The organism is Caulobacter sp. BE264, assembly GCF_031457805.1.
In the GTDB taxonomy this organism is placed as follows: Bacteria; Pseudomonadota; Alphaproteobacteria; order Caulobacterales; family Caulobacteraceae; genus Caulobacter.
The window spans coordinates 99,553-124,211 of sequence record NZ_JAVDXI010000008.1 but is presented as its reverse complement, the minus strand read 5'-3'; the positions used below and the strand labels follow the sequence as shown (position 1 = coordinate 124,211).

General features: G+C 70.1%; 25 protein-coding genes and 1 pseudogene. 2 read left to right on the top strand and 24 right to left on the bottom strand.

Annotated features, from left to right (window positions below; all coding sequences use genetic code 11):
• Positions 1-36: 36 nt before the first annotated feature.
• Positions 37-1,239 (bottom strand): FAD-dependent oxidoreductase, encoded by a 1,203-nt coding sequence (locus J2X45_RS18010; RefSeq protein ID WP_310217587.1) that lies wholly within the window; start codon positions 1,237-1,239, stop codon positions 37-39.
• Between the two features lie 211 nt (positions 1,240-1,450).
• On the opposite strand from J2X45_RS18010, the gene J2X45_RS18005 reads away from it, so the two are divergent.
• Positions 1,451-2,338 carry a M56 family metallopeptidase gene (locus J2X45_RS18005; protein ID WP_310217585.1) on the top strand — a complete coding sequence of 296 codons (888 nt, stop codon included), beginning with the start codon at positions 1,451-1,453 and terminating at the stop codon, positions 2,336-2,338.
• A 265-nt stretch (positions 2,339-2,603) separates the two neighbouring features.
• Here the strand turns inward: J2X45_RS18005 and uczS are convergent, their stop codons facing one another.
• The 20 genes and pseudogenes from uczS to J2X45_RS17905 form a co-directional block, all read right to left on the bottom strand.
• On the bottom strand, positions 2,604-4,010 hold the full coding sequence (gene uczS / locus J2X45_RS18000; protein WP_310217583.1) for a two-component system sensor histidine kinase UczS: 1,407 nt from the start codon (positions 4,008-4,010) through the stop codon (positions 2,604-2,606).
• A 4-nt stretch (positions 4,011-4,014) separates the two neighbouring features.
• Positions 4,015-4,317 carry a type II toxin-antitoxin system RelE/ParE family toxin gene (locus J2X45_RS17995; protein ID WP_310217581.1) on the bottom strand — a complete coding sequence of 101 codons (303 nt, stop codon included), beginning with the start codon at positions 4,315-4,317 and terminating at the stop codon, positions 4,015-4,017.
• 12 nt (positions 4,318-4,329) lie between these two features.
• Entirely contained in the window at positions 4,330-4,548 is a 219-nt protein-coding gene (locus J2X45_RS17990) for a hypothetical protein (protein ID WP_310217577.1), read from the bottom strand.
• 32 nt (positions 4,549-4,580) lie between these two features.
• A complete protein-coding gene (gene uczR / locus J2X45_RS17985; RefSeq protein ID WP_310217575.1) occupies positions 4,581-5,252 on the bottom strand; it encodes a two-component system response regulator UczR in 672 nt (223 codons plus the stop codon).
• Between the two features lie 189 nt (positions 5,253-5,441).
• Positions 5,442-7,028, bottom strand: coding sequence for a Do family serine endopeptidase (locus tag J2X45_RS17980; protein ID WP_310217572.1), 1,587 nt, complete (start codon positions 7,026-7,028; stop codon positions 5,442-5,444).
• Between the two features lie 179 nt (positions 7,029-7,207).
• Entirely contained in the window at positions 7,208-7,657 is a 450-nt protein-coding gene (locus J2X45_RS17975) for a cytochrome c-type biogenesis protein (RefSeq protein WP_310217570.1), read from the bottom strand.
• Positions 7,654-9,636 (bottom strand): heme lyase CcmF/NrfE family subunit, encoded by a 1,983-nt coding sequence (locus J2X45_RS17970; protein WP_310217568.1) that lies wholly within the window; start codon positions 9,634-9,636, stop codon positions 7,654-7,656. The genes J2X45_RS17975 and J2X45_RS17970 overlap by 4 nt, the downstream gene beginning before the upstream one ends.
• A gap of 104 nt (positions 9,637-9,740) precedes the next feature.
• Positions 9,741-10,226: pseudogene (ccmE, locus tag J2X45_RS17965) on the bottom strand (cytochrome c maturation protein CcmE); the annotation flags it as partial.
• A complete protein-coding gene (gene ccmI, locus J2X45_RS17960; RefSeq protein ID WP_310217567.1) occupies positions 10,223-11,335 on the bottom strand; it encodes a c-type cytochrome biogenesis protein CcmI in 1,113 nt (370 codons plus the stop codon). The gene ccmI and the pseudogene ccmE, both read right to left, overlap by 4 nt.
• 108 nt (positions 11,336-11,443) lie before the next feature.
• A complete protein-coding gene (locus J2X45_RS17955) occupies positions 11,444-12,814 on the bottom strand; it encodes a hypothetical protein (protein WP_310217566.1) in 1,371 nt (456 codons plus the stop codon).
• Between the two features lie 158 nt (positions 12,815-12,972).
• Positions 12,973-14,370 carry an ATP-binding protein gene (locus J2X45_RS17950; protein WP_310217564.1) on the bottom strand — a complete coding sequence of 466 codons (1,398 nt, stop codon included), beginning with the start codon at positions 14,368-14,370 and terminating at the stop codon, positions 12,973-12,975.
• Between the two features lie 118 nt (positions 14,371-14,488).
• Entirely contained in the window at positions 14,489-15,166 is a 678-nt protein-coding gene (locus J2X45_RS17945) for a response regulator transcription factor (RefSeq protein ID WP_268068421.1), read from the bottom strand.
• Positions 15,167-15,184: 18 nt separating this feature from the next.
• A complete protein-coding gene (locus J2X45_RS17940) occupies positions 15,185-15,502 on the bottom strand; it encodes a PepSY domain-containing protein (RefSeq protein ID WP_310217559.1) in 318 nt (105 codons plus the stop codon).
• A gap of 97 nt (positions 15,503-15,599) precedes the next feature.
• Complete coding sequence (gene mazF / locus J2X45_RS17935) at positions 15,600-15,935, bottom strand: endoribonuclease MazF (RefSeq protein ID WP_310217556.1); 336 nt, start codon at positions 15,933-15,935, stop codon at positions 15,600-15,602.
• A complete protein-coding gene (locus J2X45_RS17930; RefSeq protein WP_310217554.1) occupies positions 15,932-16,174 on the bottom strand; it encodes an AbrB/MazE/SpoVT family DNA-binding domain-containing protein in 243 nt (80 codons plus the stop codon). Before J2X45_RS17930 ends, mazF begins: the two co-directional genes overlap by 4 nt.
• A gap of 69 nt (positions 16,175-16,243) precedes the next feature.
• Positions 16,244-17,182, bottom strand: a complete 939-nt coding sequence (locus J2X45_RS17925) for a J domain-containing protein (protein WP_310217552.1) — start codon at positions 17,180-17,182, stop codon at positions 16,244-16,246.
• An 87-nt stretch (positions 17,183-17,269) separates the two neighbouring features.
• Positions 17,270-20,980 (bottom strand): glycoside hydrolase TIM-barrel-like domain-containing protein, encoded by a 3,711-nt coding sequence (locus tag J2X45_RS17920; RefSeq protein WP_310217550.1) that lies wholly within the window; start codon positions 20,978-20,980, stop codon positions 17,270-17,272.
• Complete coding sequence (locus J2X45_RS17915) at positions 20,968-21,537, bottom strand: NlpC/P60 family protein (RefSeq protein ID WP_404980112.1); 570 nt, start codon at positions 21,535-21,537, stop codon at positions 20,968-20,970. Before J2X45_RS17915 ends, J2X45_RS17920 begins: the two co-directional genes overlap by 13 nt.
• Positions 21,534-22,160 (bottom strand): DUF2163 domain-containing protein, encoded by a 627-nt coding sequence (locus J2X45_RS17910; RefSeq protein ID WP_310217548.1) that lies wholly within the window; start codon positions 22,158-22,160, stop codon positions 21,534-21,536. Before J2X45_RS17910 ends, J2X45_RS17915 begins: the two co-directional genes overlap by 4 nt.
• Entirely contained in the window at positions 22,160-22,795 is a 636-nt protein-coding gene (locus J2X45_RS17905; RefSeq protein WP_310217546.1) for a TIGR02217 family protein, read from the bottom strand. The genes J2X45_RS17910 and J2X45_RS17905 overlap by 1 nt, the downstream gene beginning before the upstream one ends.
• Before the next feature lie 147 nt (positions 22,796-22,942).
• Between J2X45_RS17905 and J2X45_RS17900 the strand changes: the two genes are divergently transcribed.
• Positions 22,943-23,407, top strand: a complete 465-nt coding sequence (locus tag J2X45_RS17900; protein WP_310217544.1) for a DUF805 domain-containing protein — start codon at positions 22,943-22,945, stop codon at positions 23,405-23,407.
• Positions 23,408-23,539: 132 nt separating this feature from the next.
• Here J2X45_RS17900 and J2X45_RS17895 read toward each other — a convergent pair whose 3' ends face one another.
• From J2X45_RS17895 to J2X45_RS17885, 3 genes are read right to left on the bottom strand one after another with little or no spacing between them, the layout of a single operon-like run.
• Complete coding sequence (locus J2X45_RS17895) at positions 23,540-24,076, bottom strand: phage tail tape measure protein (RefSeq protein WP_310217541.1); 537 nt, start codon at positions 24,074-24,076, stop codon at positions 23,540-23,542.
• On the bottom strand, positions 24,073-24,255 hold the full coding sequence (locus J2X45_RS17890) for a phage tail assembly chaperone (protein WP_310217538.1): 183 nt from the start codon (positions 24,253-24,255) through the stop codon (positions 24,073-24,075). Before J2X45_RS17890 ends, J2X45_RS17895 begins: the two co-directional genes overlap by 4 nt.
• The gene (locus tag J2X45_RS17885) at positions 24,252-24,536 is read right to left on the bottom strand and encodes a GTA-gp10 family protein (RefSeq protein ID WP_310217535.1); all 285 of its coding nucleotides are present in this window, start codon (positions 24,534-24,536) and stop codon (positions 24,252-24,254) included. The genes J2X45_RS17890 and J2X45_RS17885 overlap by 4 nt, the downstream gene beginning before the upstream one ends.
• Between the last annotated feature and the right edge of the window lie 123 nt (positions 24,537-24,659).

Below are 24,659 nucleotides of genomic sequence, written 5' to 3'. Positions count from 1 at the left end.
GCGCCACGGTGGACCGCCCCCGGCCCCTCGGCAAGATCAGGTCCGGTGCGGCCCCATGCGGGCGATCAGCTCGGCCACCGTCGCTACCGCCGCCTTGGCCTCGGCCATGTCGGCGACCTCGCGATCGTCGCCATAGCCATAGGCGTCGGACGCCCCGACCTGCTGGAGGACGACGCCATCGCGGCGCGGCAGCACCGAGACGTTGCGATAGTAGAAGCCGTAGTGCAGCTCGGGCTGGGGGATCAGCCAGGCGATCTGGCCCCGCACCGGGATGAGGCTGTCGTCCTTCCACAGGGCGCGGGCGCCATAGCCGGTGCAGTTGACGATCACCGGCTCCTGCAGTTCGGCCAGTTGGCTGGGCGACTGGAAAGCCCGCCGCTCGAAACGTCCGCCGGCCAGCAGGAAGTCGGTCATCAGCACATGGGCGTATTCGGTGACGTTGAACTGCAGCGACGCGGCGCGGCGGGCGTGGGCCACGGGAAAGGGGTTATCGCGCGGGTCCAACGTGACCGCACGCGGGGTGATGTCGCGGATGTGCTCGACCAGCTCCAGGAACTTCGGGACCCCGGGCGCGGAGGCGTGGCGAGATGCCGGCGGGCCATCCGACAAGGTGTAGCGATCGCTCCATTCCACCGGCGAGCCTGCCAGACCGACATAGTCTTGGAAGCGCCGGAACGAGGTCCGCGCCATGCCCTCCCAAAGAGCGGCGAAGTCGGCCGGGGCCTCGCCCTCTGCGGCGATCCGCGAGTCGGGCGACCAGGTGCCGGTGGCCCGGGCCGAGCGGATGTCGGCCAGGCGCTCGGCGGCGTAGATCGTCACCTTGGCGCCGGCCTGGCGCAGCACCGTGGCGGCGGTGAGGCCCAGCGCGCCGCAGCCGATCACCGCCACCTCGCGCGGTCCGTCGGCCAGGGCTTTGCGCGCCACGATCTCGGCCGAGCCCCACGACAGCGACCAGCCGCTGCCGCCGTGGCCGTAGTTGTGGATCACGGTCTTGTCGCCCAGCTGTTCGACATCCAGGCGCGGCCCCGCCTTGCGGAACGGCCGCAAGCACACCGTCACGCGGGTGATGCGGTCAGCCTCGGCCCGAACCAGCGGCAGGGTGGGCCGCCGCGCCGCCAAGGGTCCGCCGACGCTGGCGCAGCCCGCCAGGCCGCTCACCCCGACCCCGCCGGCGGCCAGCCCCGCCAGCATCGCCCGTCGTCCCAAAGTCGCCCCGTCCATCGTCGCGCCCGCCTGCATGTTCGCTCTCGTCCGGACAGTTGAGATCTCGAACGGCGCTGCCACCACCCTGGGTCAGGCGCGCGGGTCTGGTTTGTGGCCGGACGCCCTGCTCTTAGGCGCCCTTGCGGACCGGCGTATCGGTTGTGACCAGCCCCCTGCTCGCGGCGCTTGACCTTCCGTATTACAGCTGTAACCATGACGATCAGGAAACGGCAGGAACCGCCCGACCATGATCGAGCTCTTCGCCCTCGCCCTGATCCGGGCCCAGATCGCCGCCGCCGCCGCCGTGCTGCTGGTGCTGATCCTGCGGCCCTCGGCGCGCCAGCTGTTCGGGCCCCGCCGGGCCTATGCGCTCTGGGGCGTGGTCCCCGCCGCTGCCGCCGCCGCCTTCCTGCCCAGCCTGGCCGAGACCATGGACATCGGCGCGCCCACCCAGCCGCTGGGCGCATCGGCGCCAAAGCTGGTGGCGCTGTGGCTGATCGGCTGCGCGATCGCCACGGCCATCCTCGTTCTGCGCGAGCGCCTGTTCCGCCGCCGCGTCGACCAGGGCCAGGCGGGACCGGCGGTGATGGGCGCCCTGTGGCCGCGCATCGTCCTGCCCACGGACTTCGCCCAGCGCTTCGACGCCCGGGAACGTGAGCTGATCGTGCTGCACGAGCGCACCCACATCCAGCGCGGGGATCCGATCGCCAACCTGGTCATCGCCGGCGCCGGCGTCCTGGGCTGGTGCAATCCGATGATCGCCGTGGCCCAGCGCTTTATCCGCATCGACCAGGAGCTGGCCTGCGACGCCACCGTGGTGGCCCTGCGCTCGGACATCCGCGCCGACTACGCCCGCGCGCTGATGAAGGCGCAGATGAGCGGAAGCGTTTCGCCCCTGGCCTGCGGCTGGGCCACCCACCCGCTGATCCTGCGCGTTTCGCTGCTGAACCGCCGCGAGCCCAGCCTGCATCGCGATATCGCCGGCTTTCTGACCATGACCTTCCTGGCGATCATGGCCATGGTCGTGGTCTGGAGCGTCGCCCCGCGCGGCCCCGACTACAGCGACCTGCGCCCTGGCCTCGCCCCGGAGATGGACCCCTATACGGGCGCGATCACCTGGGTGCAGGGCAAGTAAGGCCGCGCGACACGCGCACGCTGGAAGTCAGTGACGGATGGGGATTGCGTCTCCCAACATCCGACCTCCCCGGCGAATGCCGGGGAGGTCGGTATCGGGGAACCAGGCAGGCTATTTGAACGCGACATGGGGGAAGGTCGGAGGCTCTCTGCGTCCTTCGAGGCTCGCCTTCGGCTCACACCTCAGGATGAGGATCGCTGATGCTGAACCCCTCATCCTGCGGTGCGTGCGCCTGAGCGCGCCTCGAAGGCCGCAGGGACGCCCCCTACTCCACCCGCGGCAGCACCAGCGCCACGCGCAGGCCTGGGCCCATGCCGTTGTATTCACCAGGCCCTTCAGACAGCTCAAGGCGGCCGCCGTGCGACGCGGCCACAGCGCTGACCAGCGACAGGCCCAGGCCCGCGCCGGGCTCGCTGCGGCTGTTTTCCAGGCGCACAAAGCGCTGGACCACGCGGGGGCGGTCGGCCTCTGGCACGCCGGGGCCGGTGTCGGTGACCGAGAACTCCAGCTCGCCCGACGACGTGCGGCGCGCGCGCAGCATGATGGCGCCGCCTTCGGGCGTGTACTTGATGGCGTTGTCGAGAATGTTGGCCAGCGCCTGGGCCAGGAACTCACGGTTGCCCTTGATGACCAGGGCCGGAACGATCTCGGCCTTGAAATCCAGGCCCTTGTCCTCGCACGACAGCTCGTAGAGCTCGGCCATGTCGCCAGCCAGCTCCGAGGCGTCGAACTGCCGCTGGTCCGGGGCCGAGCCGGCCGCCTGCAGCCGGGCGATGGCGAGGACCGCGTTGAAGGTCTTCAGCACCCCGTCGGCGTCCTGCAGCGCGGTTTCCAGGGCCGCGACCGGGTCGCCCTTGCCGTTCTCGGCGTCGATGAGGGCCACCTCCATGCGAGCGCGCAGGCGGGTCAGCGGCGAGCGCAGGTCGTGGGCGATGGCGTCGCCGGCGTGGCGCAGGCCGCCCATCAGGCGCTCGATCCGGTCGAGCATGTCGTTCAGGCCCTCGGCCAGCTCGTCATACTCGTCGCGTGTGCCCCGCACGCGGGCGCGGGCGTGCAGGTCGCCGCCGCGCACGGCGTTGACCACGTCGACCAGCCCCTGCATCGAGCGGCTGACATTGCGGCTGATCAGCACCCCGCCGGCCATGCCCAGCAGGATGACCAGCGCCCCCGCGCCCCACAGCGCCCGGACGATCTTGCGGACATAGGCCTCGGAGGCGTCGACATCGGCGCCGACGAACAGGATCTCGCCATTGTCCAGGCGCTGCTGCACGCCGCGCGCGGCGGCCCTGACCTCAGCCCCGTCAAGATCCGTCTCGGTGACCTTGAAGCTGGCCCACTCGGGCCCGTCGCCCGTGAAGCCCGAGACCGGCGACTCCTCTATGGAGCCGGAGATCCGCTTGCCGTCCTTGTCGGCAAGGAAATAGAGGAACGGCCGCTCGCTGGTGGCCCGCTCGACGATCGTCTGGTTCAGGGCGTCGACGCCGCCCTGGCGATAGGCCGCCTCCAGGCTCTCGAACTCGCGGCTGATCTCGGCTTGGGCGCGCCGGTTCACCTCGCCCGCCGTGGCCACGTAGATGTAGCCCAGGAAGGCGCTGGCGGCCGCCGCGAACAGGGCCAGGAACAGCAGGGTCAGCCGAAAAGGCGTGGTGCGGAGAAGGCGCGGCAGACGCATCGCTTTAAGTCTTCTTGCCGAATTGGGCGGCGAGGTTCATGCGGCCATCGAGGATGCGGAGAATGACTACATCCTCGCCCGTCAAGCGATAGATCACCTGCCATGGCTTTACGGAAAAGGTCCGCAATCCTGGCCTTAAGTCCGACCGATCACGACCCAGTCTCGGAAATGCGCTCAAACGGTGAAAGACGCTCTCTATACGGTTCAACTGAGCGCTCGCGACATCGACGCCATTGTTCTCGCAAACATCCCTGAAAACACGGTCAAGGTCGCGACTGACCGGCCTCGCCCTAATGACGCGCCCCACGTCGTTTCCCGCTCAGCGTTTGGCGTTATGTTCGGCGACGCCCTGGGCGATGATCTCGGCGAAACTGCGCTCGTCATGTTCGCCTCGCTCGAAATCGGCCCAAGCTTCATCAGCGAGTTGACCGATGGCTTCGCGGTTATGTTCGAACCAAGCATCCTCTTCGGCCTGCGTCAGCGGGCGGCCAAAGAGGTCATCGATGTCACCCGCTTCGAGCTTGCTCGGCTTGTTCATGGTCTGATCCTACCACGCCCGGGCCGGACCGACTACGGATCCAGCCGGTAGCCGGCGCCGCGCACCGTCTGCAGCATGGCCCGGTCGAAGCCCTTGTCGATCTTGCTGCGCAGGCGCGAGATGTGGACGTCGATGACGTTGGTCTGCGGGTCGAAGTGGTACTCCCAGACCTTCTCCAGCAGCATGGTGCGGGTCACCGACTGTCCGGCGTGGCGCATCATGAATTCCAGCAGCTGGAATTCGCGCGGCTGCAGGTCGATCTCCTTGCCCTGGCGATGGACCGTGCGGTTGATCAGGTTCATCTCCAGCTCGCCCACCTTCAGGGTGGTGGCCACGGCGCCCGTCTCACGGCGGCGCGACAGGGCCTCGACGCGGGCCATCAGCTCGGGGAAGGCATAGGGCTTGACCAGATAGTCGTCGGCGCCGGCCTTCAGGCCCACCACGCGGTCATTGACCTCGCCCAGGGCCGACAGGAACAGCACCGGCGTCTGGTCGCCCTCGCGCCGCAGAGTCTCGACGACGGTCACCCCGTCCATCTTGGGCATCATCCGGTCGACGACCAAGACGTCCCAGCCACCCTTCTGGGCCTCGGCCAGGCCCGCCTCGCCGTCCGGCGCGTGCGAGACGTCGTAGCCGGCTTCCTTCAACCCGTGCGCCATGGCGCCGGCGGCTTCCAGGTCGTCCTCGATAATCAGAATGCGCATCGCAAAAGCCCCTCATGCGCCAGACGCGGTGGTGGAACCTCCGACGTTCCCCCGATTCCGCGCATCACGCGATAGTCGTCAGGGTTGATAGCGTTTTCGACGACCGCCGTAACTTAAACCTTGGACAGGTACGAAAAAGCCCCGCCCAGGAGGTCCCGGGCGGGGCGATTCAGATCGAAGACCGATCGTTTACGGCGCGATCTTCAGCGGCACGAAGACCGAACGGTTCTGGCGGATCACCTTGACCAGCACGCTGGTGCGGCCAGCCTTCTTGGCCGCTTCCACCGCCGTCGTGACGTCAGCGGCGCTGGCGACCGGCGCGCCGTTGATGTTGGACAGGACATCGCCCTTGGCCAGGCCCTTCTCGCCGGCGTCGCTGTCGCCCTTCACGCCGATGATCAGCAGGCCCTTGATCTCCGGATCGATCTTGTAGGTCTGGCGAGCCGCAGCGTCGATCGGCGACAGGGTCAGGCCCAGCGCATCGACCTTCTGGCTGGTCGGCTTGTCCGGCGTGGGCGTCGCGCCGTCCTGACCCTGGTCGTCGTCGGTCGCCGCCAGGCTGCTTTCCGAAGGACGGGTGCCCGACGTCACGCCCACCACGCGCGGCTTGCCGTCGCGCAGGATCGAGATCTTGATCGTCTCGCCCGGACGCGCCTTGGACACTTCACGGGTCAGTTCGCTGCGGTCGCTGATCTTGACGCCGTTGACGGCGACCAGGATGTCGTCCGGCAGCAGGCCGGCCTTGGCGGCGGGGCCGCCCGGCACGACCTCGGCGACGATCGCGCCCTTGACGTCGGTCAGACCCAGGGCCTCGGCCATCTCGGCGCTGAAGTCCAGGATGCTGACGCCGATATAGCCGCGCACGACCTTGCCGTTGGCGATCAGCTGCTTGGCCACGCCCTCGGCCACCTCGGCCGGGATGGCGAAGCCGATGCCGACCGAGCCGCCCGACGGCGAGTAGATGGCGCTGTTGACGCCGATCACCCGGCCATAGATGTCGAAGCTGGGACCGCCCGAGTTGCCGCGGTTGATCGGCGCGTCGATCTGGATGTAGGGCACGAACGACGAGGTGGTGTCGTTCAGGTTACGGTCATAGGCCGAGATGATGCCGGCCGTGGCCGTGCCGCCCAGGCCGAACGGGTTGCCGATCGTGATCACCCAGTCGCCGACGCGCGGCTTGGCCTGGTTCTCGAAGTTCACGAACGTGAAGTCCTTACCCTTGGCCTTGGGGTCGACCACCTTGATCACGGCCAGGTCGGTGCTCTCGTCGCGGCCGACCAGCGTGGCCTTCAGCTCGCGGCCGTCCTTCAGCACCACTTGGATGTCGTCGGCTTCGGCCACGACGTGGTTGTTGGTGACGATGTAGCCGTCCGCCGAGATGAAGAAGCCCGAGCCCGCCGATTGCTGCTTGGGGGTGGCCGGCGTGTCGCCGTCCTCGTCCTGCTGGTCCTGGCCGGGTTGGCCCGGGCGGCGCTGGCCGCGCGGCACGATGTCGAAGCCTTCCAGGCCCGGGATGCGCAGCGACGGCGCCTTGGCCTTGGACGTCACGTTGATCTGGACGACCGCGGGCGAGACCTTCTCGAAGATGTCGGCGAACGACATCGGCGCGCCCGGCGGCGGGGCGAAGGTCGGCGCGACAGCCGTTGACGTGCGGGTGACCTGCGCCGGGGCGGCGTCGGCCGTTCCCATCCGCATGCCCATCCCGGCCAGGGCCGCACACGCCACGCCCGCGCCAGCGACGGCGCCCACGATGAAACCCGACTTCCTAGCGGTCATTCTCGTCTTTCCTCACCCACATCGCGCCGACGTGGTCCCTTAACGTCACCCGCGCGTTCGACGCGCGGCCCCGATCTCTTTGAGAACCTAGTCGCGACCGGAAAAGGTGCAATGGCTCTCGAACGATCTTTGCATCATGCTCAAGTCGCTTCTTGCGGCCCCATTTCGGCGCAATCGTGTCAATCGCCCTCGAGAAGGCGCCGAACGCGCTCTTCTTCAGCTTCGGTGAGTTCGGGCTCGGACGCCGGTCGGCGCCGCAGCAAACCGGCCATCAGCAAGCCGCCCACCAGCAGGACGCCCGCCGGCGCTAGCCAAAGCACCGCATTTCCGACGGAAAAGCGCGGCTTCAGCAGGACGAACTCGCCATAACGCTCGACCAGGAAGTCTCGGATCTGCGCATCGCTGCGGCCCGCCTTGACCTGCTCGCGGACAATAAGCCGCAGGTCGCCGGCCAACTGGGCCTGGGAGTCGTCGATCGACTCGTTCTGGCAGACCAGGCAGCGCACCTCCTTGAACAGCGTGCGGGCGCGGGCCTCCTGCGCTGGATCGGGGAGCCGCTCGGAGGGGTCAGAGGCGCCGGCCATCAGGGCCAGCGAGCAGACGGCGATGGCGAGGGATCGCAATCTCACGACACGACCTCCCCGGTCCGCCGCCCCACGCCAAGGCGCACGCGGCGATCCGACAGCGAGACCAGCCCGCCGATGGCCATCAGCAGCGGCCCCAGGAAGATCAGCCGCACCCAGGGGTTCACATAGGCTCGGACCAGCCAGGCCGGCTTGCCGCCCTCGCCCGCCCGGCGCTCACCCAGGACGATGTAGATGTCATCCAGACCCTTGGCGCAGATGGCGACCTCGGACGTGGTCTGCGCGCCCGTGGGATAGAAGCGGCGCTCGGGTTCAGCCCGGCAGACCTCTTGCCCCGCCTTGTTGACGACGGTCACGGTCCCGCGCTCGGCCAGGTAGTTCGGACCCTCGATCGTGCCGACATCCTTCAGGGTCACGGTGTAGGCGCCCAGCGACTGGCTGTCGTTGAGGCTGAGCGCCTGAGCGGCCTCGACGCGCCAGGAGGTTTCGAAAGACGCCCCAAGCACGAAGACGCCAAGGCCGGCGTGGGCCAGGGTCGTGCCCCAGGCGCCGCGCGGCAGGCCGCGCGCGCGACGCACGCTCTCGGCGGCGGGCGCGCGGAACAGCTTGAGGCGATCAGCCATCTCCAGCAGCGCCCCGCCGACAAGCCAGAACCCGAACACCAGGCCGAGGCTCGCCAGGATCTTGCGCGGCTGCACGACGCCGTAGGCGACCAGGCCCAGCAGCGCGGCGATCGCCAGCACCACCCAAAGCTTGCGGGCCACGCCCTTGGCGTCGCCGCGCTTCCAGGCCAGCAGCGGCCCGGCCGGCAGGACGGCGAAGGCCAGCAGCATCAGCGGCGTGAAGGTCAGGTTGAAGAACGGCGCACCCACCGAGACCGCCTCGCCGTCCATGGCCTCGCGGATCAGCGGATACAGCGTGCCGAGCAGCACCACCGCCGTCGCCGTCGACAGCAGGATGTTGTTGAGCACGATGGCGCTCTCACGGCTGATCGGGCGGAACTGGCCGCCCCGGTTCAGGCTGGGCGCGCGCAGGCCAAACAGCAGGAAGCCGGCGCCGGCGGCCACGCCCATCATGATCAGCAGCAGGACGCCGCGCGTCGGATCGACGGCGAAGGCGTGGACGCTGGTCAGCACGCCCGACCGCACCAGGAAGGCGCCCAGCATCGAGAAGGTGAAGGCCGCCAGGGCCAGGAACGCCGTCCAGCCCGGAAGGGCGCCGCGCTTTTCGGTGACGATGGCCGAGTGCAGCAGCGCCGCGCCGATCAGCCACGGCATGAAGCTGGCGTTCTCGACCGGGTCCCAGGCCCACCAGCCGCCCCAGCCCAGCTCGTAATAGGCCCAGAAGGCGCCCAGCGCGATGCCGATGGTGAGCATGCTCCAGGCCGCCAGGGTCCAGGGCCGCACCCAGCGGGCCCAGGCCGCGTCGATCCGCCCCTCGATCAGCGCCGCCATCGACAGCGAATAGACCACCGAGAACCCGACATAGCCGGCGTAGAGGAACGGCGGGTGGAAGGCCAAGGCCCAGTCCTGCAGCAGCGGGTTCAGCGACTTGCCCTGAATCGGCGCGTCCAGCAGGCGCGCCAGCGGGTTCGAGGCGAAGACGGTGTAGGCCAGGAACATCACGCCCAACGCGCCCTGAACCGCGATGGCGTAGGCGCGCAGGCGCGGCGGCAGGCTGTCGCCGAAAACCGCCATGGCCGCGCCGAAGCCTGTCAGCACCAGGCACCACAGCAGCATCGAGCCCTCGTGGCTGCCCCAGGCACCGGCCACCTTGAACAACATCGGCTTGTCGGTGTGCGAGTTGGTGGCGACGTTGGCGACCGAGAAGTCCGACGTCACGAAGGCGTAAACGAGGGCCGCGAACGAGACCAGCAGCGCTGCGAAGGTTGCGATGGCCGCGCCTTGCCCCGCGCCGGCCAGCACCGGCGAGCGCCGCGCGCCGCCGACGGCCGACAGACCGGTCTGGGCGACCGACAGCATCAAGGCCAGGACCAGCGCGAACGCGCCGAGTTCGACGATCATGAGCGATCCTCCCCCCGTGGGGGAGGCGACCGAAGGTCGGAGGGGGGCGTGGCCGGGTCAGCAGAACTTCCCCCACCGGTCGCTTCGCGACCACCTCCCCCTTGGGGGGAGGGTTTGCCATAAGCCGGAGCCCCGGCGCCTTCGCCACGCCACTCGCCCTGTTCCTTCAGCGCCTTGGACACTTCGCGCGGCATGTAGCGCTCGTCGTGCTTGGCCAGCACCAGCTTGGCCTCGAAGACGCCTTCCTTGTTGAAGCTGCCCTCAGCGACGATGCCCTGGCCTTCGCGGAACAGGTCGGGCAGGTCGCCGTGATAGACGACCTTGGCGGTGGCCTTCTGGTCGGCGACCACGAACTCGACATTGCCGTCCGGGTGCTTGACCACGCTGCCGTGCTGGACGAGGCCGCCCAGTTGCACCTTGCGGCCCGGATCGACCTTGGCCTCCTGGGCCTGGGCGGGCGTGTAGAACAGCGAGATGCTGTCGCGCAGGCCATACAGGGCCAGGCCCACGGCCAGGGCCAGCACCGGCGCGATGGCCAGCAGGATGGTCAGGCGACGGCGCGCCTTCCGGGATTTAGGCCAGAAACTCATGGATTTGTCGTCTTGGCTTGAGCGGGCGTATCGGCGGCCTGGCGCAGGGCCGACAACACCTTGGGCTGGTCCTTGAACAGGGCCGAGGCGGTGGCCAAGGCCGCATCGCGCTTGGCCGCGTCGCCGAGCACAGCATAGGCGCGGACCAGACGCACCCAGCCGTCGGGATCGTCGGGCGACTGTTTCAGGCGCTGCGCCAGCCCCTCGACCATACCGGCGATCATGCCTTGCACCTCGGGGTTGGCGCTGGCGGCTTCGGGTTGCGCGCCGAGCAGCTTGCCGGAGGCTTCGACCTGGGCGATCTCGGCGGCGAGCGAGTCGCGTCCCGGCGCCTTCGGCGCGAGAGCCGCCAAGAGGTTACGCCAGTCCGAAAGACCTCCAGCGAGATCGCCCTCGGCGATACGGGCGCGGCCCAGATAATAGCGGGCGCGGACGTCGGCGGGATCGGCTTTCAGCGCCTGGCCGAAGGCGAGCTTGGCGTCGGGACCGATCTGACCCTCGGACTGGATGACGAAGGTTTCGCCCAGCAGGCTCCAGATATCTGCGCGCTTGGGCGCGATCCGGACAGCCTTGCGCAGAGACTGCTCGGCGCTGGCCATGTCGCCGGCGGCCGCATGGGCTTTGGCCATGAACACCAGCGGCTCGGGATCGTTCGGGCGCTCGGCGGCGACGCCTTCCAGCACGGCGGCGATCTTGGCCGGCTCCAGGGTCGCCGGATCGGCGGCGCGCCATGCGGCCACGCGCTTGGCGAAGGGCTGGTCGGGCAGCTGCGGCTGACCCACGAAGAGATAGAGCCCCACGGCCGAGGCGCAGGCCAGACCCACCGTCGCCACGGCCGCCTTGCGCGGTCCCGAGCCATCGCGGCTCCAGCTCTCGGTCTGGTCGGCGGCGGCCAGCAGGCCACGGCCCGCTTCGGCGCGCGCGGCCTTCAACTCGTCCGCAGCCAGCAGCCCGTCGATGGCCAGGCGCTCGACCTCGGCCAGACGGCGGCGATGCGGCTCCAGCCGGGTTTCGGCGTCGTCGACGGGTCGGGCGCGCGCGGCCCCGCGCAGCACCAGCCCGGCCGTCACGACCGACAGCCCCGCCGCAGCGATCCAGAAAGCGATCATGGCCGCGTGTTAGCTTGTTCCGGCCGTCGCCGTTAGAGGAAAAAGCGCTTAAGGACGCCTTGGCCCCGTCATTCTGGGGCGCCCGCCAACGGAGGTTCGCAGGCCTAACTAAGCCGCGATCGCAGCGGCCGCGCGTCGGCGGACGATTTCGGCGGTCTTCTCGTCGCGGGTGTAGGCGATGAAGCCGGCGGCGACGTCGAGATACTGGACGGCCACGGCGGAATCACCGCCCTCGCCCGTCCGCGCCACGTGCAGCACGTCCTCGATGTAAGGGTCGAGGCGCGCGTTCAGTTTTTCCAGGATCTTCGTGCGCGAGCTGCCATAGCCGGCCTTGTCGGCGCAGGCGCGCAGTTCGGCCACGAACGCCAGCGCCGACTGGGCGCGCCCGATCATGTCGGCGTTCGGCTCCTCGACCAGCTTGGCGACGCCGCGCGCGCCCTTCTTGGCCAGCATCGAGATGGGACGGGTCGGCAGAGCCTTTTCCAGCTCCTTCTCGGCCTGATCCATGCGCAGCTCGCAGGCCTTGGCCATCGCCTGCTTCTGCCGCGCCAGGCGCTTGCCCCAGGGGCCGTCCTTGGCGATATCGACTGACTGCTGGATCTCGACCATCATCAGCTGCACCTTCTGGGCGGCCTGGGCGGCCTGGCGGCCGGCCTTCTCGCCGTCGGCGAAGCTGAAGCATTCGATCAGGGCGATCGACTCATCGATCTCGCCCAGGATGCGCTCGCCAAACTGCGCCACTTCGGACGAAGCGAGATAACGATCGGTCGGCCGGTCCATGACCGCCGAGATCACGCGCATGATCCGCCAGTCATCGGGCAGATGCGCCGACAGGATGTCCAGCAGCAACGGACCCGCGTCCTCGCTGATGCGACAGGCGTCACGATAGGCCAGGCGCGCCGCAGCGGCGCGCTCGTCCGACATGCGGCTGACCCATTCCGAAAGCTTGGGCAGGCAACCGCGCGTCAGGGTCGATAGCTGGAGGCACAGCGCCAGTTGCTCGGGATCGCACAGCGATCGGACGCTGTCGAAGGCGGCGTTCTCCGGATCTCGAAGACCGGCGGCGGCCAGCTTGCACAGCTCGTCGAACACTTCGGGCGAGCCCTGCTCCAGATCCCAGGGGTTGCAGCGCGCGGCGGCGTCTTCGACCCGGGCTCCTGCGACGGACTTCAAGGCGCGCCAGAGACGCGACAGGACCGGGGCCGGGAAGGACACCTGCCCAGCGGCGCGCGTCGCGCACAGCGGCACGATCGGAGCCAGGACGTTGTTGCGCACGAAACGATTGGCGGTCTCGTCCTCGACCAGATCACGCACCGTGCCCAGCGCGCCCTGCCCGCCCGTGCTCGACAGGGCCAGCTCAAGGCTGCGCAGAGCCGCATCCGGCGCGGTTTCCACCAGCGTCCGGATAATCTGCAGTTTATGCGCGGCGATGGCGGCCATGATCCCCCGTGCCGGATCGAGACTTCCGACAAGCGTCAACCATGTTCGGAACGAGGTTAAGGATTTCCGAAACGAAACAAAAATCCTGCGTCGCCGCGCGCGAGCCGTAGCCGGAAAAGCTTTATCGACCGGAGGTTTAGCGATCGCGTAACACGATATGCGAACCGTACCCCATGACGGTTTGTCGCATCCGGGCGTCAGGACACCGCGCGGGGCAGCTCGAGCGTGACGCGCAATCCGCCCAGCGGTGATTCACCAAGCTGGACCGAACCGCCATAGGCTCTGGCCAGTTCGTCCACGATCGACAGGCCCAGGCCCGAGCCCGGCGCGTTCTCGTCAAGACGCTGGCCGCGCTTCAGCGCCTGGCCGCGCTCCTCAGGTGGCAGGCCTGGACCATCATCGTCGACGGTCAGGGTCATGCGCGCCTCGCCCACCGGGACGGCGTCGACGCGGATCCTGCCCCGGCACCACTTGCCGGCGTTCTCCATGACGTTGCCGGCCAGCTCCATCAGGTCCTGCTTTTCGCCCTGGAAACAGAGGTCGTCGGGGCAACGCCAGTCGATCTCGACGCCTCGCCCATCGGCCTTGTCCTGGAAGATGCGCTCCAAGGTCACGGCCAGCTCGTCCAGGATCGGCTCGACGGGCGTGCGCTCGCCGCTGGTCTGTGAGCGGGCGGCGGCGCGGGCGCGGCGCAGGTGGTGGTCCACCTGCTCGCGCATGGTCTGGGCCTGGCGGGTCACGACTTCGGCCAGCTGGCCCGGCTGCTGGCTGGCCTCGGTCAGCATGACCGACAGCGGGGTCTTGAGCGCATGCGCCAGATTGCCGACGTGGGTGCGCTGACGCTCGACGACCTCCTGGTTGTGAGCCAGCAGCGCGTTGAGCTCGCCGGCCAGCGGCGACAGTTCCTCGGGATAGGATCCCTCGACCCGCTCAGCCTTGCCGCGGCGGACCTGAGCCACCTCGCGCCGCAGCCTAAACAGCGGCTGCAAGCCGAACCGCACCTGCACCACAACAGCCAGGATGAGGCCGCCGCCGAGGATCAACAGGGCGAAGGCGGTGATGCGGGCGAAGCGATCGGCGTCGGCGTCGATGGGGGAGCGGTCCTCAGCGGCCAGGAACACCACCGGATCGGGGTAGCCTGGAAGGCGCGCCTGCACCGCCGCTGCGCGCAGCGGCTTGTCCTGCGGACCGCGCAGATCGAAGTACTGGGTCTTGCCCGGTGCGGCCTCCAGCTGGTCGATCTGGGCCGACGACAGCATCAGGTCGCTGTCGAACAGCGAGCGCGAACGCTCGATCGGCTTCATCGCCCCATCAGGCTTCTTGTCCAGGATCACCCAGTAGCGGCCCGAATAGACCCGGGTGGCGCGGATGTCGGTCAGAAACGGCGCGCGCAACTGGCCATTGTCGACGCTGGAGCCGGCGTAGAGGTCGTCGGTCAGCACCGCCAGCGACTGGTCGAAACGCCGGATGGCCGCGTCGCGGAACTGGGCGGTCAGGAATACGCCTGCAATCAAGACGACCAGCAGGGTCCAGATCCCGGCGATCAGGACCAGGCGGCGGACCAGCGAACGGCGGCGCAGGTCCAGGAACTTCATGAGGTCGTGATGCTAAAACCCTCGCCCTTCGACAAGCTCAGGGTCAGGGTTTCAAGCTCAGCGCCACAGTCATCCGCACCCTGAGCCTGTCGAAGGGCGAGGATGGGCCCGCAGGTCATCACGCCGCGTCTTCGCCCGGCAGCGCCGCGAGGCGATAGCCCAGGCCCCGCACGGTCTCGATCCGGTCAGCGCCCAGCTTCTTGCGCAGTCGGCCGATGAACACCTCGATGGTGTTGCTGTCGCGGTCAAAGTCCTGGTCGTACAGGTGCTCGACCAGCTCGGTGCGACCGATCACCCGGCCCTGGTGCATCATCATGTAGTGCAGCAGGCGGTATTCCAGCGAGGTCAGGCGCAGCGGCTCGCCATTGACGCTGGCGCGGGCGGCGCGCGGGTCCAGGCGCAGGGCCCCGCACGACAGCGACGGCGCGGCGTGGCCGGCCGAGCGGCGCAGCAGGGCGCGAAGGCGAGCCAGCAGCTCCTCGGTGTGGAACGGCTTGGCCAGATAGTCGTCGGCGCCCGCGTCGAAGCCGGCGACCTTGTCGCTCCAGGCGCCGCGCGCGGTCAGGATCAGGACGGGCGTCGTGACATTGCCGCGCCGCCAGCGCTCCAGCACCGAAACGCCGTCCACCTTGGGCAGGCCAAGGTCGAGGATGACCGCGTCATAGGGCTCGTTCTCGCCCAGATACTGGGCTTCCTCGCCATCGGGGGCGTGGTCGACCGCGTAACCGGCGTCGGCCAGGGCCAGCTTCAGCTGGCGCGTCAGGTCGGGATCGTCCTCGACGAGCAGGATGCGCATGGAAACTCCTGAAGCCTGTTAGCCGCCGCTGAGGATCTGGCCGGTCTGGGCGTCGACGATGAAGTCGATGCGACGGCCATCGGCCGCAGCCCAGCGAACCCGGTAGTTGCCGCCTTCGAGGCCGGCGTCCAGCACCCGGCCGGGCACCCGGCGACTGATCATCTCGATCACCCGCGACAGCGGCACCAGGCGCCCCGACTGCACGCCACCCCGCGCCTGGTCCTGCTGCTGGCGCCAGTCGGCGCCCAACGAGTCCGGACGGCGTTGCGCGAACGCGGCGTCCGGAAGGACGGCGGCCAGCGCGGCGGCGACGATGAGGGCGCGGATCGGTTTCATGCTGCTTGGTCTACAGGCCCTCGGCTGAATGGAGGCTGAACGTCCGGGTTATGAACGGCGCGCGACGTTCTGTCACGGGTTGGCGCGTTGATCCCGCTCAGACATCGAGCAACGCCTTCAACTTCGCCCGCACCTCCGCAAGAACCGCTGGCGGCGCCACGGCCTTGCGCGTTGCGCGGCGCGCCACCCAGTCCAGGCTCTTCACCTGATCCGCCAGGACCGCGCTGGGCTCCGCGCCGGGCACAACGACCTCGAAGACATAGCCCTTGATCCGGCTCGTCATCGGGCAGCACACCATCATGCCGCGCTTGCCGTTATAGGCTGCGGGCGACAGCACCAGCGCCGGACGGCGCCCCGCCTGCTCGTGCCCGGCCTGAGGATCGAACTGAAGCCAGACGATGTCTCCGGCGTCGGGCACATAGCGCGCTGTCACCAGACCTCCTTGCCGATGGGCGCGCCGAAGTCGACGTCTTCGTGGAAGGTTTCGGGCTCCATCTCGGCCAGCATCGCATTGAGGTCGTATTCTGGCGCCCGGATCGGCTCGATGATGATCCGCCCGCCTTCCTCGCGCACGTCCACCGCCTGATCGATGTGGAGATCAGCCGCCGCCATAACGCGGGCGGGGATCCGCACCGACGCGCTATTGCCCCACTTCTTGACGACGACGTGCATGGCGACCTCCAGCTTGAAGCTTGCGCCGCACCACCGCACAGTGTCAACAAATGTCGATACGAAACCCGCCTACTTCCGCTTCGGCGTATAGGGCTTCTGGGCGCGCCAGGCTTCGGCGAACTTTTCGAGGTCCTGGTCCACGGTCTCGGGCAGGGTGACCACGAGGCGGGCCAGGAGGTCGCCGCGCTTGCCCTTGCCGTCGGGCATGCCCCGGCCCTTCAGCCGCAGGGTCTGGCCGCTGTTGCTGCCCTTGGGCACGGCCAGCATGACATTGCCGTCGGGCGTCGGGGCCTCGACCTTGCCGCCCAGCACGGCATCGGGGATCGAGACCGGCAGGTCCATGACCAGGGCCTCGCCCTCGCGGCGATAGATTGGGTGCGGCTTGATGGCCAGCTCGATGAGCGCGTCGCCCTGACCGCCGCGTCCCGGCGCGCCCTGGCCCTTCAAGCGCAGGGTCTGGCCTTCTTGAGCGCCCATCGGGATGGTGACGTCGATCGTGCGGCCGTCCGAGAAGGCCACGCGCTTCTTGCCGCCCTTGATGGCGTCTTCCAGGTCAATGTCGAGGCGCGCCTTGACGTCAGCGCCCTTGCTGGAAAATCCGCCGCCCCCCGCGCCGCCGCCGAACGGTCCGCGCCCCGCGCCGCCGCCACCGAACATGCCGCCGAACAGGTCCGACAGGTCGATCTCCGGGCCCTCGTTCGTGCGATGGAAACCGCCCTGGCCGAAGCCGCCGGCGTTGAACGGTCCGTTGCCGGGCTGGCCACCGAAGCCGCGCATGGTCTCGCGGCCGTCGGCGTCGATCTGGCCGAGGTCGAACTTCTTGCGCTTTTCGGGGTCGCCGACGATGTCGAACGCGGCGCTGACCTGCTTGAAGCGCTCCTCGGCCTTCTTGTCGCCCGGGTTGGTGTCCGGGTGGAACTGCTTGGCGAGCTTGCGGAACGCCTTGCGGATCTCGTCCGCGCTGGCGGTGCGGGAAACGCCGAGTTCCTGATACGGGTCGCGCGCCAAGGAAGGTCCTCTGAGTTAAGTCGGTGGTTGGGTAGCCCCCTCCATCTAGAACGTCCAGCGCCGCGCGCAAGGGCGTATGTGGTAAATTTACCACAGACTTGTGGTCGCGACCGCACCCCACCCATAGAGCGACGAGCCCTGGGCCACCTCCAGCCGCGCACCGGACGACGGCGCGTCGGCTGCGCGCAGGGCGGCGGCGTAGACGAAGCTGGGCGTCGCCACCTCGACTTCGCGCAGCACAGCAGGCCCGTCCAGCACCCGCACCCGGTAGCGCTCGACGCCTTCGGCGAGCGGAACCTCGCCCTCCCACACATCGCCGCCGACCCGCGCGCGGCGGATCCAGGACAGCGACAGGTCGCCGCCGATCATCCGCTTGCGAAGATGCGCGGGCGCCAGCGGGCGTAAGGCCCGGCCGGTCCAGACCGTGCCCACCTGCGTCATCCCCGCCCCCGACGGCGGACCGCCCGCCGGGGCGGCGCGCACCGTCAGGCTCGTCCCGCGCTCGAAGGCCGCGACGCTCATCGGGACCAGCGCCTCGTCCAGCAGCACCACCGCCGCGCCGGCGGTTATCACGACTGGGCTGGCCGCCCCGTCGCGCTGGCCGCGCAACAGGCCCGACAGCCGCCAGACGTCCGGCGCGATCAGATCGGCGGTCTGGAAGGCGATCACCTCCCAGTCGCCGGACGGCGCGCGGACGGCCAGGGTGTTCGCTCCCGCCAGCACGGCCGCCAGCGGCGCCGACGTCAGGCTGGTCCCCTCCACCCGCACCTCCAGGCGTGCGGCGCGATCCAGCCGATGCGGCGACGAAGGCGCCAGATCGGTCAGGGTGACGCCCAGCGTAGCCGGGGCGGCCAGACGCGCCCGGACCGTCAAGGTCTCGACGCCGGCGCCCGCATGGACGTCCAGCGGCCGCCACGGCTCGGCGGCGGCGGCGACCAGCGGCCGGGCGTCGTCGGCGAGCGCCCCGTCCGGCGGCAGGTCCAGGACGTGCAGCACCGGCGGCGAGGCCGGATCGCGCGGCGGCGCGGGCGTCCAGTCGATCACCGCCTCCACCCCGCCGGCCGCCATGACGGGGACCAGCGTGGCGCGCGGGCGCTCGTCGAGATCCAGCCGCTGGACCCGCCAGGTCTGGCCGTCCAGCGCCACCCGGTCGCCCGCCTCGAACCGCAGGGCGGCCGAAGGCGCCAGCCGCACGATGCGCGAGCGCCGCGCGGTCGCGTCGCTCTCCAGCATCCGGCGGGCCACCGCGCCGGCCTCGGCCGGCGAAAGTACGATCGGCGCATCGGCGTCGCGGGTCCCCTCGCCCGCCTCGCGGCGGACGATCAGCGCGCCGACCTGATAGTCGCGGGCGGCGTCCAGGAACCGCAGGCGCAGGGCCTCCGCCGCGGGGTCGAGGCTCCGGGTCTCGCGCTCGGCCGCGCCGTCGTCGGGCAGGACAAGATCGTCGGCCGTCAGCGCCGCCACCGCCCGACCTGTGCGCGACATCATCCGCACATGGTCGCCGCGCTCGACCGGATCCAGGGCGAAGGCCTCGGTCAGGGGCGAGAGCGCGTCGCGCAGGCGCATGGGCCGGTCGACGACATAGCCGCCCACCGCCCCGCCCGCCTCGCCGGGGTCAATCGCCACCCCGGCTCGCGCCCCCAGGGCCTGGATCAGCTCGGGCAGCGGCGCGATCCCGGCCCGCCCGGTCAACCAGTGACCCAAGAGCCAGTTGCCGCCGTCGCTCCACACGTCCGACCGGGCGGGGAAATCGGGAAACGGCCGGGCATCCCAGCACCAGGCGCTGGCCGCCTCGATCATCGGCCCGCCATACAGCGGCGAGACCGGATTGGCGGCCGGCTCATCCAGCCAGGCCAGCACCGCCTCCAGAAACCGCCGCTGGCCAAAGTCGTCGCGCTCGCCGCTCGAATACGGCGGCAGGAAGCTCTCCGAGCTCTTGGGATCGATGAAAAGGTTCGGCGAATTGGCGCCCTTGTCCACCGCCGGGCAGCCGAACTCGATCAGGCGGAAGGGCTTGGACCTCGGAACCCAGGCCGTGGGCGTCGCCGAGCGCACGCCGCCGGGCCGGTCATGGTGCGGGCGGCTCCACCAGGAGAGCAGGTCTTTGGCCCGAAACATCCAGGCCTCACCATGGGCGCCGTCGGTGATCGGGGTGCGGACCTGGGCGTCGCGATCGGCGGCGCTGGCGTAATACCACTCGAAGTCCGCACCACCGGTCAGGCCGGCGCGCAGATAGGCCGGGTCGTGCGCCCCCTCAAAGCCCGCCACCGCGTCCAGGTGATCCTCGCCCGCGCGCCAGTCGGTCACCGGCGGGTACCAGTCGATACCGACGAAATCGATGTTGGGATCGGCCCACAGGGGATCCAGGTGAAACACCGCATGGCCCGAGCCGTCGCGCGGCTGGTGGCCGAAGTATTCGCTCCAGTCGGCGGCGTAGCCGAGCTTGGTCGCCGGTCCCAGTACGCTGCGGACATCGGCGGCCAGGGTCTTCAGCTTGGCGACGGCCGGATAGGTCCCGCCCGGACCCCGCGTCGTGGTCAGGGCGCGCAGCTCCGAGCCGATGATGAAGCCGTCCACCCCGCCCGCCTGGACCGCCAAAGCCGCCTGATGCAGCACCATGCGGCGCAGGCCCCATTCGCCGTCGAAGAAGGCGCTGACCTGCGCGCTCGCCGCCGCCGTCCCGTCGGCCGAGGGCGGATCGCAGGCGATGCGGCCGCGCCACGGATAGGCCGGCTGGCCGGGCGGCGCATCCATCAGGATGAATGGATAGAGCGTCACTTTCAGGCCGCGCCGCTTCAGCTCGGCGATCGCCTGCAGCACCACCGCGTCGGCGGGCGTGCCGCCATAGGCCGGGGCGCCGTCCTTCAGCGAAATCAGGTGAGCGCCCGTGCGATCGACGCCCGCGACGCTCCAGGTGAGCGGCAAGGTGTCCTTGGCCGCGCCCTCGACGCCCGGCTTGATCTGGCACTGGCCGCAGCGGAGATCGGTCCCGAACCAGGCCACGACCAGCGTGACGTGATCGACATTGGGCAGCTGCGCCTGCAGCTGGTCCAGCGCCACCATCAGGTCGGGGCGGCCCTCGGCGTTGTGCACGCTCTCGCTGGCGGTGCGGGTCAGGCCTTCGCGGCGCAGCACAGCTTCCGTCGCATAGACGAACTCGCCCGCCCCAGGGATCAGGCACACGCCCTTCAGCCGCTCCTCTAGCCCCACCGTCCCCGGCGCGCGCGGGCGGCGGAAGACCTCGAACGACAGCTGCGGCGGGCGGTTGCCGAACGGCTCCAGCGGCAGGTCCTCGAACACCACATAGGCCACGCCGCGATAGGCCGGCGCCTGCCCCTCGATGGCGGCGATCAGCGGATCGGGGGCCTGGTCCTCGGTTCCCAGATGGACGCGCATGGTCACGCCGGAGAGGTCCATGACCCGCCCGTCGGCCCAGACCCGGCCGATCCCGTCGATCGGTCCCTCTGCCACGGCGACGGCGAACGACAGGCTGTAGGCGTAGGCGGTCGTCTTCTGGCCCTTGGAGCCGCCGACCCGGCCCTCGACCCGCCGCTCGCGAAAGCGCGCCGCCCAGATCACTTGGCCGCCGACGCGGGCGCGACCGAACACGCACGGCAGCGCCGCGCCCTCGGCGGCGCCGGTCAGGCGCAGTTCGGGAATGCGCGGCCCGACCTGGCGCGCGGGCGACAGGGCCGACAGCGCCGCCTGGTCGACCATGCCGCCGACCACCGCGCCGGCCACGGCCCCGATTGGACCGCCGAGGGCCGAGCCGACGCTGGAGAGGATCACCTGGGCCATGCGGCCTCCTGCTCAGAAGGGAACCTGAACGCCGCCACGCAGCGCTCGCGCCACCAGCGCCCCAGGGCGCTCTCGACACAGGCTCGGCCCCAATAGGCGTGGATGATGCGGTCGGGCGCGGACTGGATGGCGCAGTGCTTGGCGGCTGCGCGGGGCGCCATGCGGAAGACGAGGACGTCGCCGCGCCTGGCCTGGGACAAGGGAATGGCGACCAGCCACCGGCCGAACGCTTCCAGAAGCGGCTCGCCGACGCCGATCTCGGCCCAGTCGGGACGATAGGGCGGCGGCGCTTCGGGCTCCTCGCCGTACAGGCCCCGCCAGACGCCGCGGATCAGGCCGAGGCAATCGCAGCCGGCGCCGAGCGTCGAGGCCTGGTGGCGATAGGGGGTGCCGAGCCAGCGGCGGGTTTGCCGAATGACAAGATCCTCCCCCGCGATGCGGGGGAGGTGGGCCGGAGGGCCGGAGGGGGCTAAAGCGGCATAGGTCCAGCTCGCCCCCTCAGTCGCTTCGCGACAGCTCCCCCGCGTCGCGGGGGAGCATCTATCTTCCCCCCTCACCGCCGCCCGCCGTCGTTGCGCTCGCCCTCGACGGGGTACAGCGTCAGGAAGTCCTCGCCGGGCGCGGTGGGGAAGCCCCGGAAGTTCACGCCATTACTGAACGTCCCAACACAGGTGACCCAGCGCTTGTCGCAGGTCGCGCCCGGCGCGGGCGTGATCCCGCAGCGGACATCGCCCAGGCGCGCGTCGCACAGCCGGGTGAAGGTGCGCCCCGCCACCCGCTCGAGCGCCGCCAAAGGTCCGGCCAGGGTGGCGGTGAAGGCCTCGCCCTGGCGGGTCACCGAGGCGATGGTGGCGGTCCACAGCGAGACGCGGCGCGACGGCGCGCTCCAGTCCACGCGCAGCGCCTCGACCCGCGCGCCGTCATAGAGATCCGCGGCGAGGTCGGCCGGCGTGATCCCCGTATCGTCCAGGACGCCCAGCACCGCGCTCTGGCCCGGCGCATAGCCGACGCCGCTTTCGGCCGCGCCGGGGCTCCAACCGCCGCCGGCCCGGCAGGTCACGCCGTCGACGACGAGGTCGCGGTCATGATCGGTGAAGCCCAGCCGGGTTTCGTCGGCGCGGGTCAGGATCCAGGCGTGGCAAAGGCGGGCCTCGTCCAGGCCTTCGGGCAAGGCGCGCATCAGACCAGCACCTCGACCAGCGAACAGGCGGCGACGCGGGCGGCGGCGAAGCCCTCCAGCGTCACGTCCAGGCGGTCGAGGTCGAAACGTACCGGCGTGTCAAACGCGAAGCCGGCGGTCACCGCCGCCCCGGCGGCCGGCGCGGTGGTCAGGGTGACCAGACCCGTCGCGACGTCGACGGCGAAGGCGCCGGGCGCCAGGGCCACGCCCGCCACAGCCACCGTCACCGTGCCGGCGACCGGCTTGGCTATGGTCCGGACCACCGCCTCCGTCCCCGCGCCATAGGTCTTGCGGAGCTGGAAGATCTTGCGCGCGCCGTCGCCGGTTCCCAGCGCCTGGTCGCCCGCCGCCGGCTGGGCCGAGGGGGCGCAGGACTTGAAGTCGGCCGGGTCTCGGAAGCGGAAGCCGTGCAGACGCCCACGTCGCGCCTCGAAGAAGGCGACCAGCTCGGCGATCTCATCCAGCGGCCGCGGCGCGGTGGCGATCAGATAGCGGCGGCGGCTGTGGGTCCAGGGACTGGTGCGCCGCTCGTAGCCCGAGGCCAGGGTCACCACGTCGGTGCGCCGCTCGACGCCGCCGGTGCAGCCGAACGCCAGACGCGCAGGCAGGCGCGCCTCATGGAACTCGCTCATCAAGCGATCCTTCTGGAAAGTCGTGAAAAGGTTTGCGGAAAAACAAGGTCCCGCGCCGCCGCCGGCATTAAGATGACGTCATGACCCGCTTTTCACTTCATGCGCGGGCGGTCGGTCCCTAGGTTAGGGATCGAGATTGGAGACCACGAGATGGATTGGAAGACCCTGTTCCTGTCGCCTGAGGGCCGCATCGGCCGGCAGTCGTTCTGGATCGGCTGGCTCGTCCTGCTGGGCGTCAACGTCGTGGCCGGCTGGCTGCCGATCATCGGATGGGCCCTGTCTCTGGCCACGATCTACGCCAGCGTCTGCATCCACTCCAAGCGTCTGCACGACATGGGGCAGACCGGCTGGTGGCAGGTTCTGCCCTGGGTTCTGGGACCGGTGCTGGTGTTCGGCGCCGGCGTCTCGGTGGGCGTGATGCCGGCCATCGCCGCCCTCACCAACGGCGAGCCCGAAGTGTCGGCCCTCACCGCCCTGGTCGGCCTGTTTGTGTCGATTTTCATCGCCTTCGCCGTGTGGCTGGCCTTCACCCTGTGGGTCGGCTGCAGCGTGGGCCAGCCGCGCGAGAACCAGTACGGGCCGCCGCCGATCAACCCGAACGCCGTGACGGTTTAGGGGACGGCTCCCTTCCCCCTTGATGGGGGAAGGGCTGGGGATGGGGGTGATCACTCCGGCCAGCCACCCGCGCGACGTCACCCGCCGAAGACACCCCCACCCTACCCTCCCCCATCAAAGGGGGAGGGTTTTCTACAATCCCCTCGCCCCCAAGCTCACCGCCCGGGCCAGCGCCTGGGCGATCTGGGCGTCTGAGCGGATCAAGCCCGACGCCTCGCCGCCCTGAACATTGACCGTCACCGAGACGCCGCCGTTTCCGACGGGCTCGATGCTTCCGGCCGCAGCGGGACGGAACAGTTCCGGCCCCCGCTCGCCGACCAGATAGGCGCCGCCGGGCAGCACAGGTCCGCCGTCGGCCCTTGTTCCCGAGAAATGGGCGCCCGCGAAGGTCTTGGTCAGGGCCTCGCCGAGACCCCCGCCCTTCAGCGCCGCCCCGGCCGCGCCCAGCACCGCGCGGGCCAGCTCTGACAACGAGACCTGCCCGTCCGAGGCCGCGCGGGCCAGGGAGCGGACCAGCGACGCGCCGGCGCGGGCGAAGGCTTCGTCGATCGAGCGCGCCGCGCGCTCGGCGGGGGCTTTCAGGCTTTCGAGCGCAGCGGCCGCCTCGGCGGCGCGGGCGGGGACGGCCGCCAAATCGTTCTTGGCAAGGCTGTCTTGGTCAAGGCTCATGGCGGGGTCTCCTCGTCAGGGTAGCGGGCGATCAGGTCCTGCAGGGTCGCCCGGTTCAGGGACGGCGCGGGCGGCGCCTCGGTGAGCGCCCGCCACTCCGTCAGCGACAGGCGCCAGAAGGCCTCGGGCGGCAGGCCCAGCGACAGCGCCAGGCGCAGCGGCGCGGCCCAGGCGCTCATGCGCAGGCGGCCAAGGCGGCGGCCAGGGCGCCGGCGGCTTCCGGCACAGTGGCGCGGGCGGCGATCTCCGGCGCCTCGCCGCCGCCGTCCAGCAGCGCGGCCAGGATCGCCGACAGCTCGGCGGCGGTGAGCGTGGCGATGCGGTCGGGCAGCTGCGACCAGTCGGCGAGATTCAGCGCGGCCTCGATGCGGGCGAGGGCGCCCAGCGTCAGACACAGCCGACGGGGCGCGCCGGCCAGGGTCACGACGACCTCGCCGCGGGCGGGGTTGGGGGTGAGCATGGGGGTTGAGCCTCCATTACAGCCTGTCATCCCGGCCGCAGCGCAGCGGAGAGCCGGGACCGTCGCAAACTCAGCGTGCGTGGCGGTCCCGGATCGGCCTGCGGCCGTCCGGGATGACACGAG

What these genes read in the sequence shown, in the direction of transcription:
- J2X45_RS18010 (WP_310217587.1), bottom strand. Translation starts at nt 1,239, where the DNA reads ATGCAGGCGGGCGCGACGATGGACGGGGCGACTTTGGGACGACGGGCG.
- J2X45_RS18005 (WP_310217585.1), top strand. Translation starts at nt 1,451, where the DNA reads ATGATCGAGCTCTTCGCCCTCGCCCTGATCCGGGCCCAGATCGCCGCC.
- uczS (WP_310217583.1), bottom strand. Translation starts at nt 4,010, where the DNA reads ATGCGTCTGCCGCGCCTTCTCCGCACCACGCCTTTTCGGCTGACCCTG.
- J2X45_RS17990 (WP_310217577.1), bottom strand. Translation starts at nt 4,548, where the DNA reads ATGAACAAGCCGAGCAAGCTCGAAGCGGGTGACATCGATGACCTCTTT.
- uczR (WP_310217575.1), bottom strand. Translation starts at nt 5,252, where the DNA reads ATGCGCATTCTGATTATCGAGGACGACCTGGAAGCCGCCGGCGCCATG.
- J2X45_RS17980 (WP_310217572.1), bottom strand. Translation starts at nt 7,028, where the DNA reads ATGACCGCTAGGAAGTCGGGTTTCATCGTGGGCGCCGTCGCTGGCGCG.
- J2X45_RS17970 (WP_310217568.1), bottom strand. Translation starts at nt 9,636, where the DNA reads ATGATCGTCGAACTCGGCGCGTTCGCGCTGGTCCTGGCCTTGATGCTG.
- ccmI (WP_310217567.1), bottom strand. Translation starts at nt 11,335, where the DNA reads ATGATCGCTTTCTGGATCGCTGCGGCGGGGCTGTCGGTCGTGACGGCC.
- J2X45_RS17950 (WP_310217564.1), bottom strand. Translation starts at nt 14,370, where the DNA reads ATGAAGTTCCTGGACCTGCGCCGCCGTTCGCTGGTCCGCCGCCTGGTC.
- J2X45_RS17945 (WP_268068421.1), bottom strand. Translation starts at nt 15,166, where the DNA reads ATGCGCATCCTGCTCGTCGAGGACGATCCCGACCTGACGCGCCAGCTG.
- J2X45_RS17940 (WP_310217559.1), bottom strand. Translation starts at nt 15,502, where the DNA reads ATGAAACCGATCCGCGCCCTCATCGTCGCCGCCGCGCTGGCCGCCGTC.
- J2X45_RS17930 (WP_310217554.1), bottom strand. Translation starts at nt 16,174, where the DNA reads ATGCACGTCGTCGTCAAGAAGTGGGGCAATAGCGCGTCGGTGCGGATC.
- J2X45_RS17920 (WP_310217550.1), bottom strand. Translation starts at nt 20,980, where the DNA reads ATGGCCCAGGTGATCCTCTCCAGCGTCGGCTCGGCCCTCGGCGGTCCA.
- J2X45_RS17910 (WP_310217548.1), bottom strand. Translation starts at nt 22,160, where the DNA reads ATGCGCGCCTTGCCCGAAGGCCTGGACGAGGCCCGCCTTTGCCACGCC.
- J2X45_RS17900 (WP_310217544.1), top strand. Translation starts at nt 22,943, where the DNA reads ATGGATTGGAAGACCCTGTTCCTGTCGCCTGAGGGCCGCATCGGCCGG.
- J2X45_RS17895 (WP_310217541.1), bottom strand. Translation starts at nt 24,076, where the DNA reads ATGAGCCTTGACCAAGACAGCCTTGCCAAGAACGATTTGGCGGCCGTC.
- J2X45_RS17890 (WP_310217538.1), bottom strand. Translation starts at nt 24,255, where the DNA reads ATGAGCGCCTGGGCCGCGCCGCTGCGCCTGGCGCTGTCGCTGGGCCTG.
- J2X45_RS17885 (WP_310217535.1), bottom strand. Translation starts at nt 24,536, where the DNA reads ATGCTCACCCCCAACCCCGCCCGCGGCGAGGTCGTCGTGACCCTGGCC.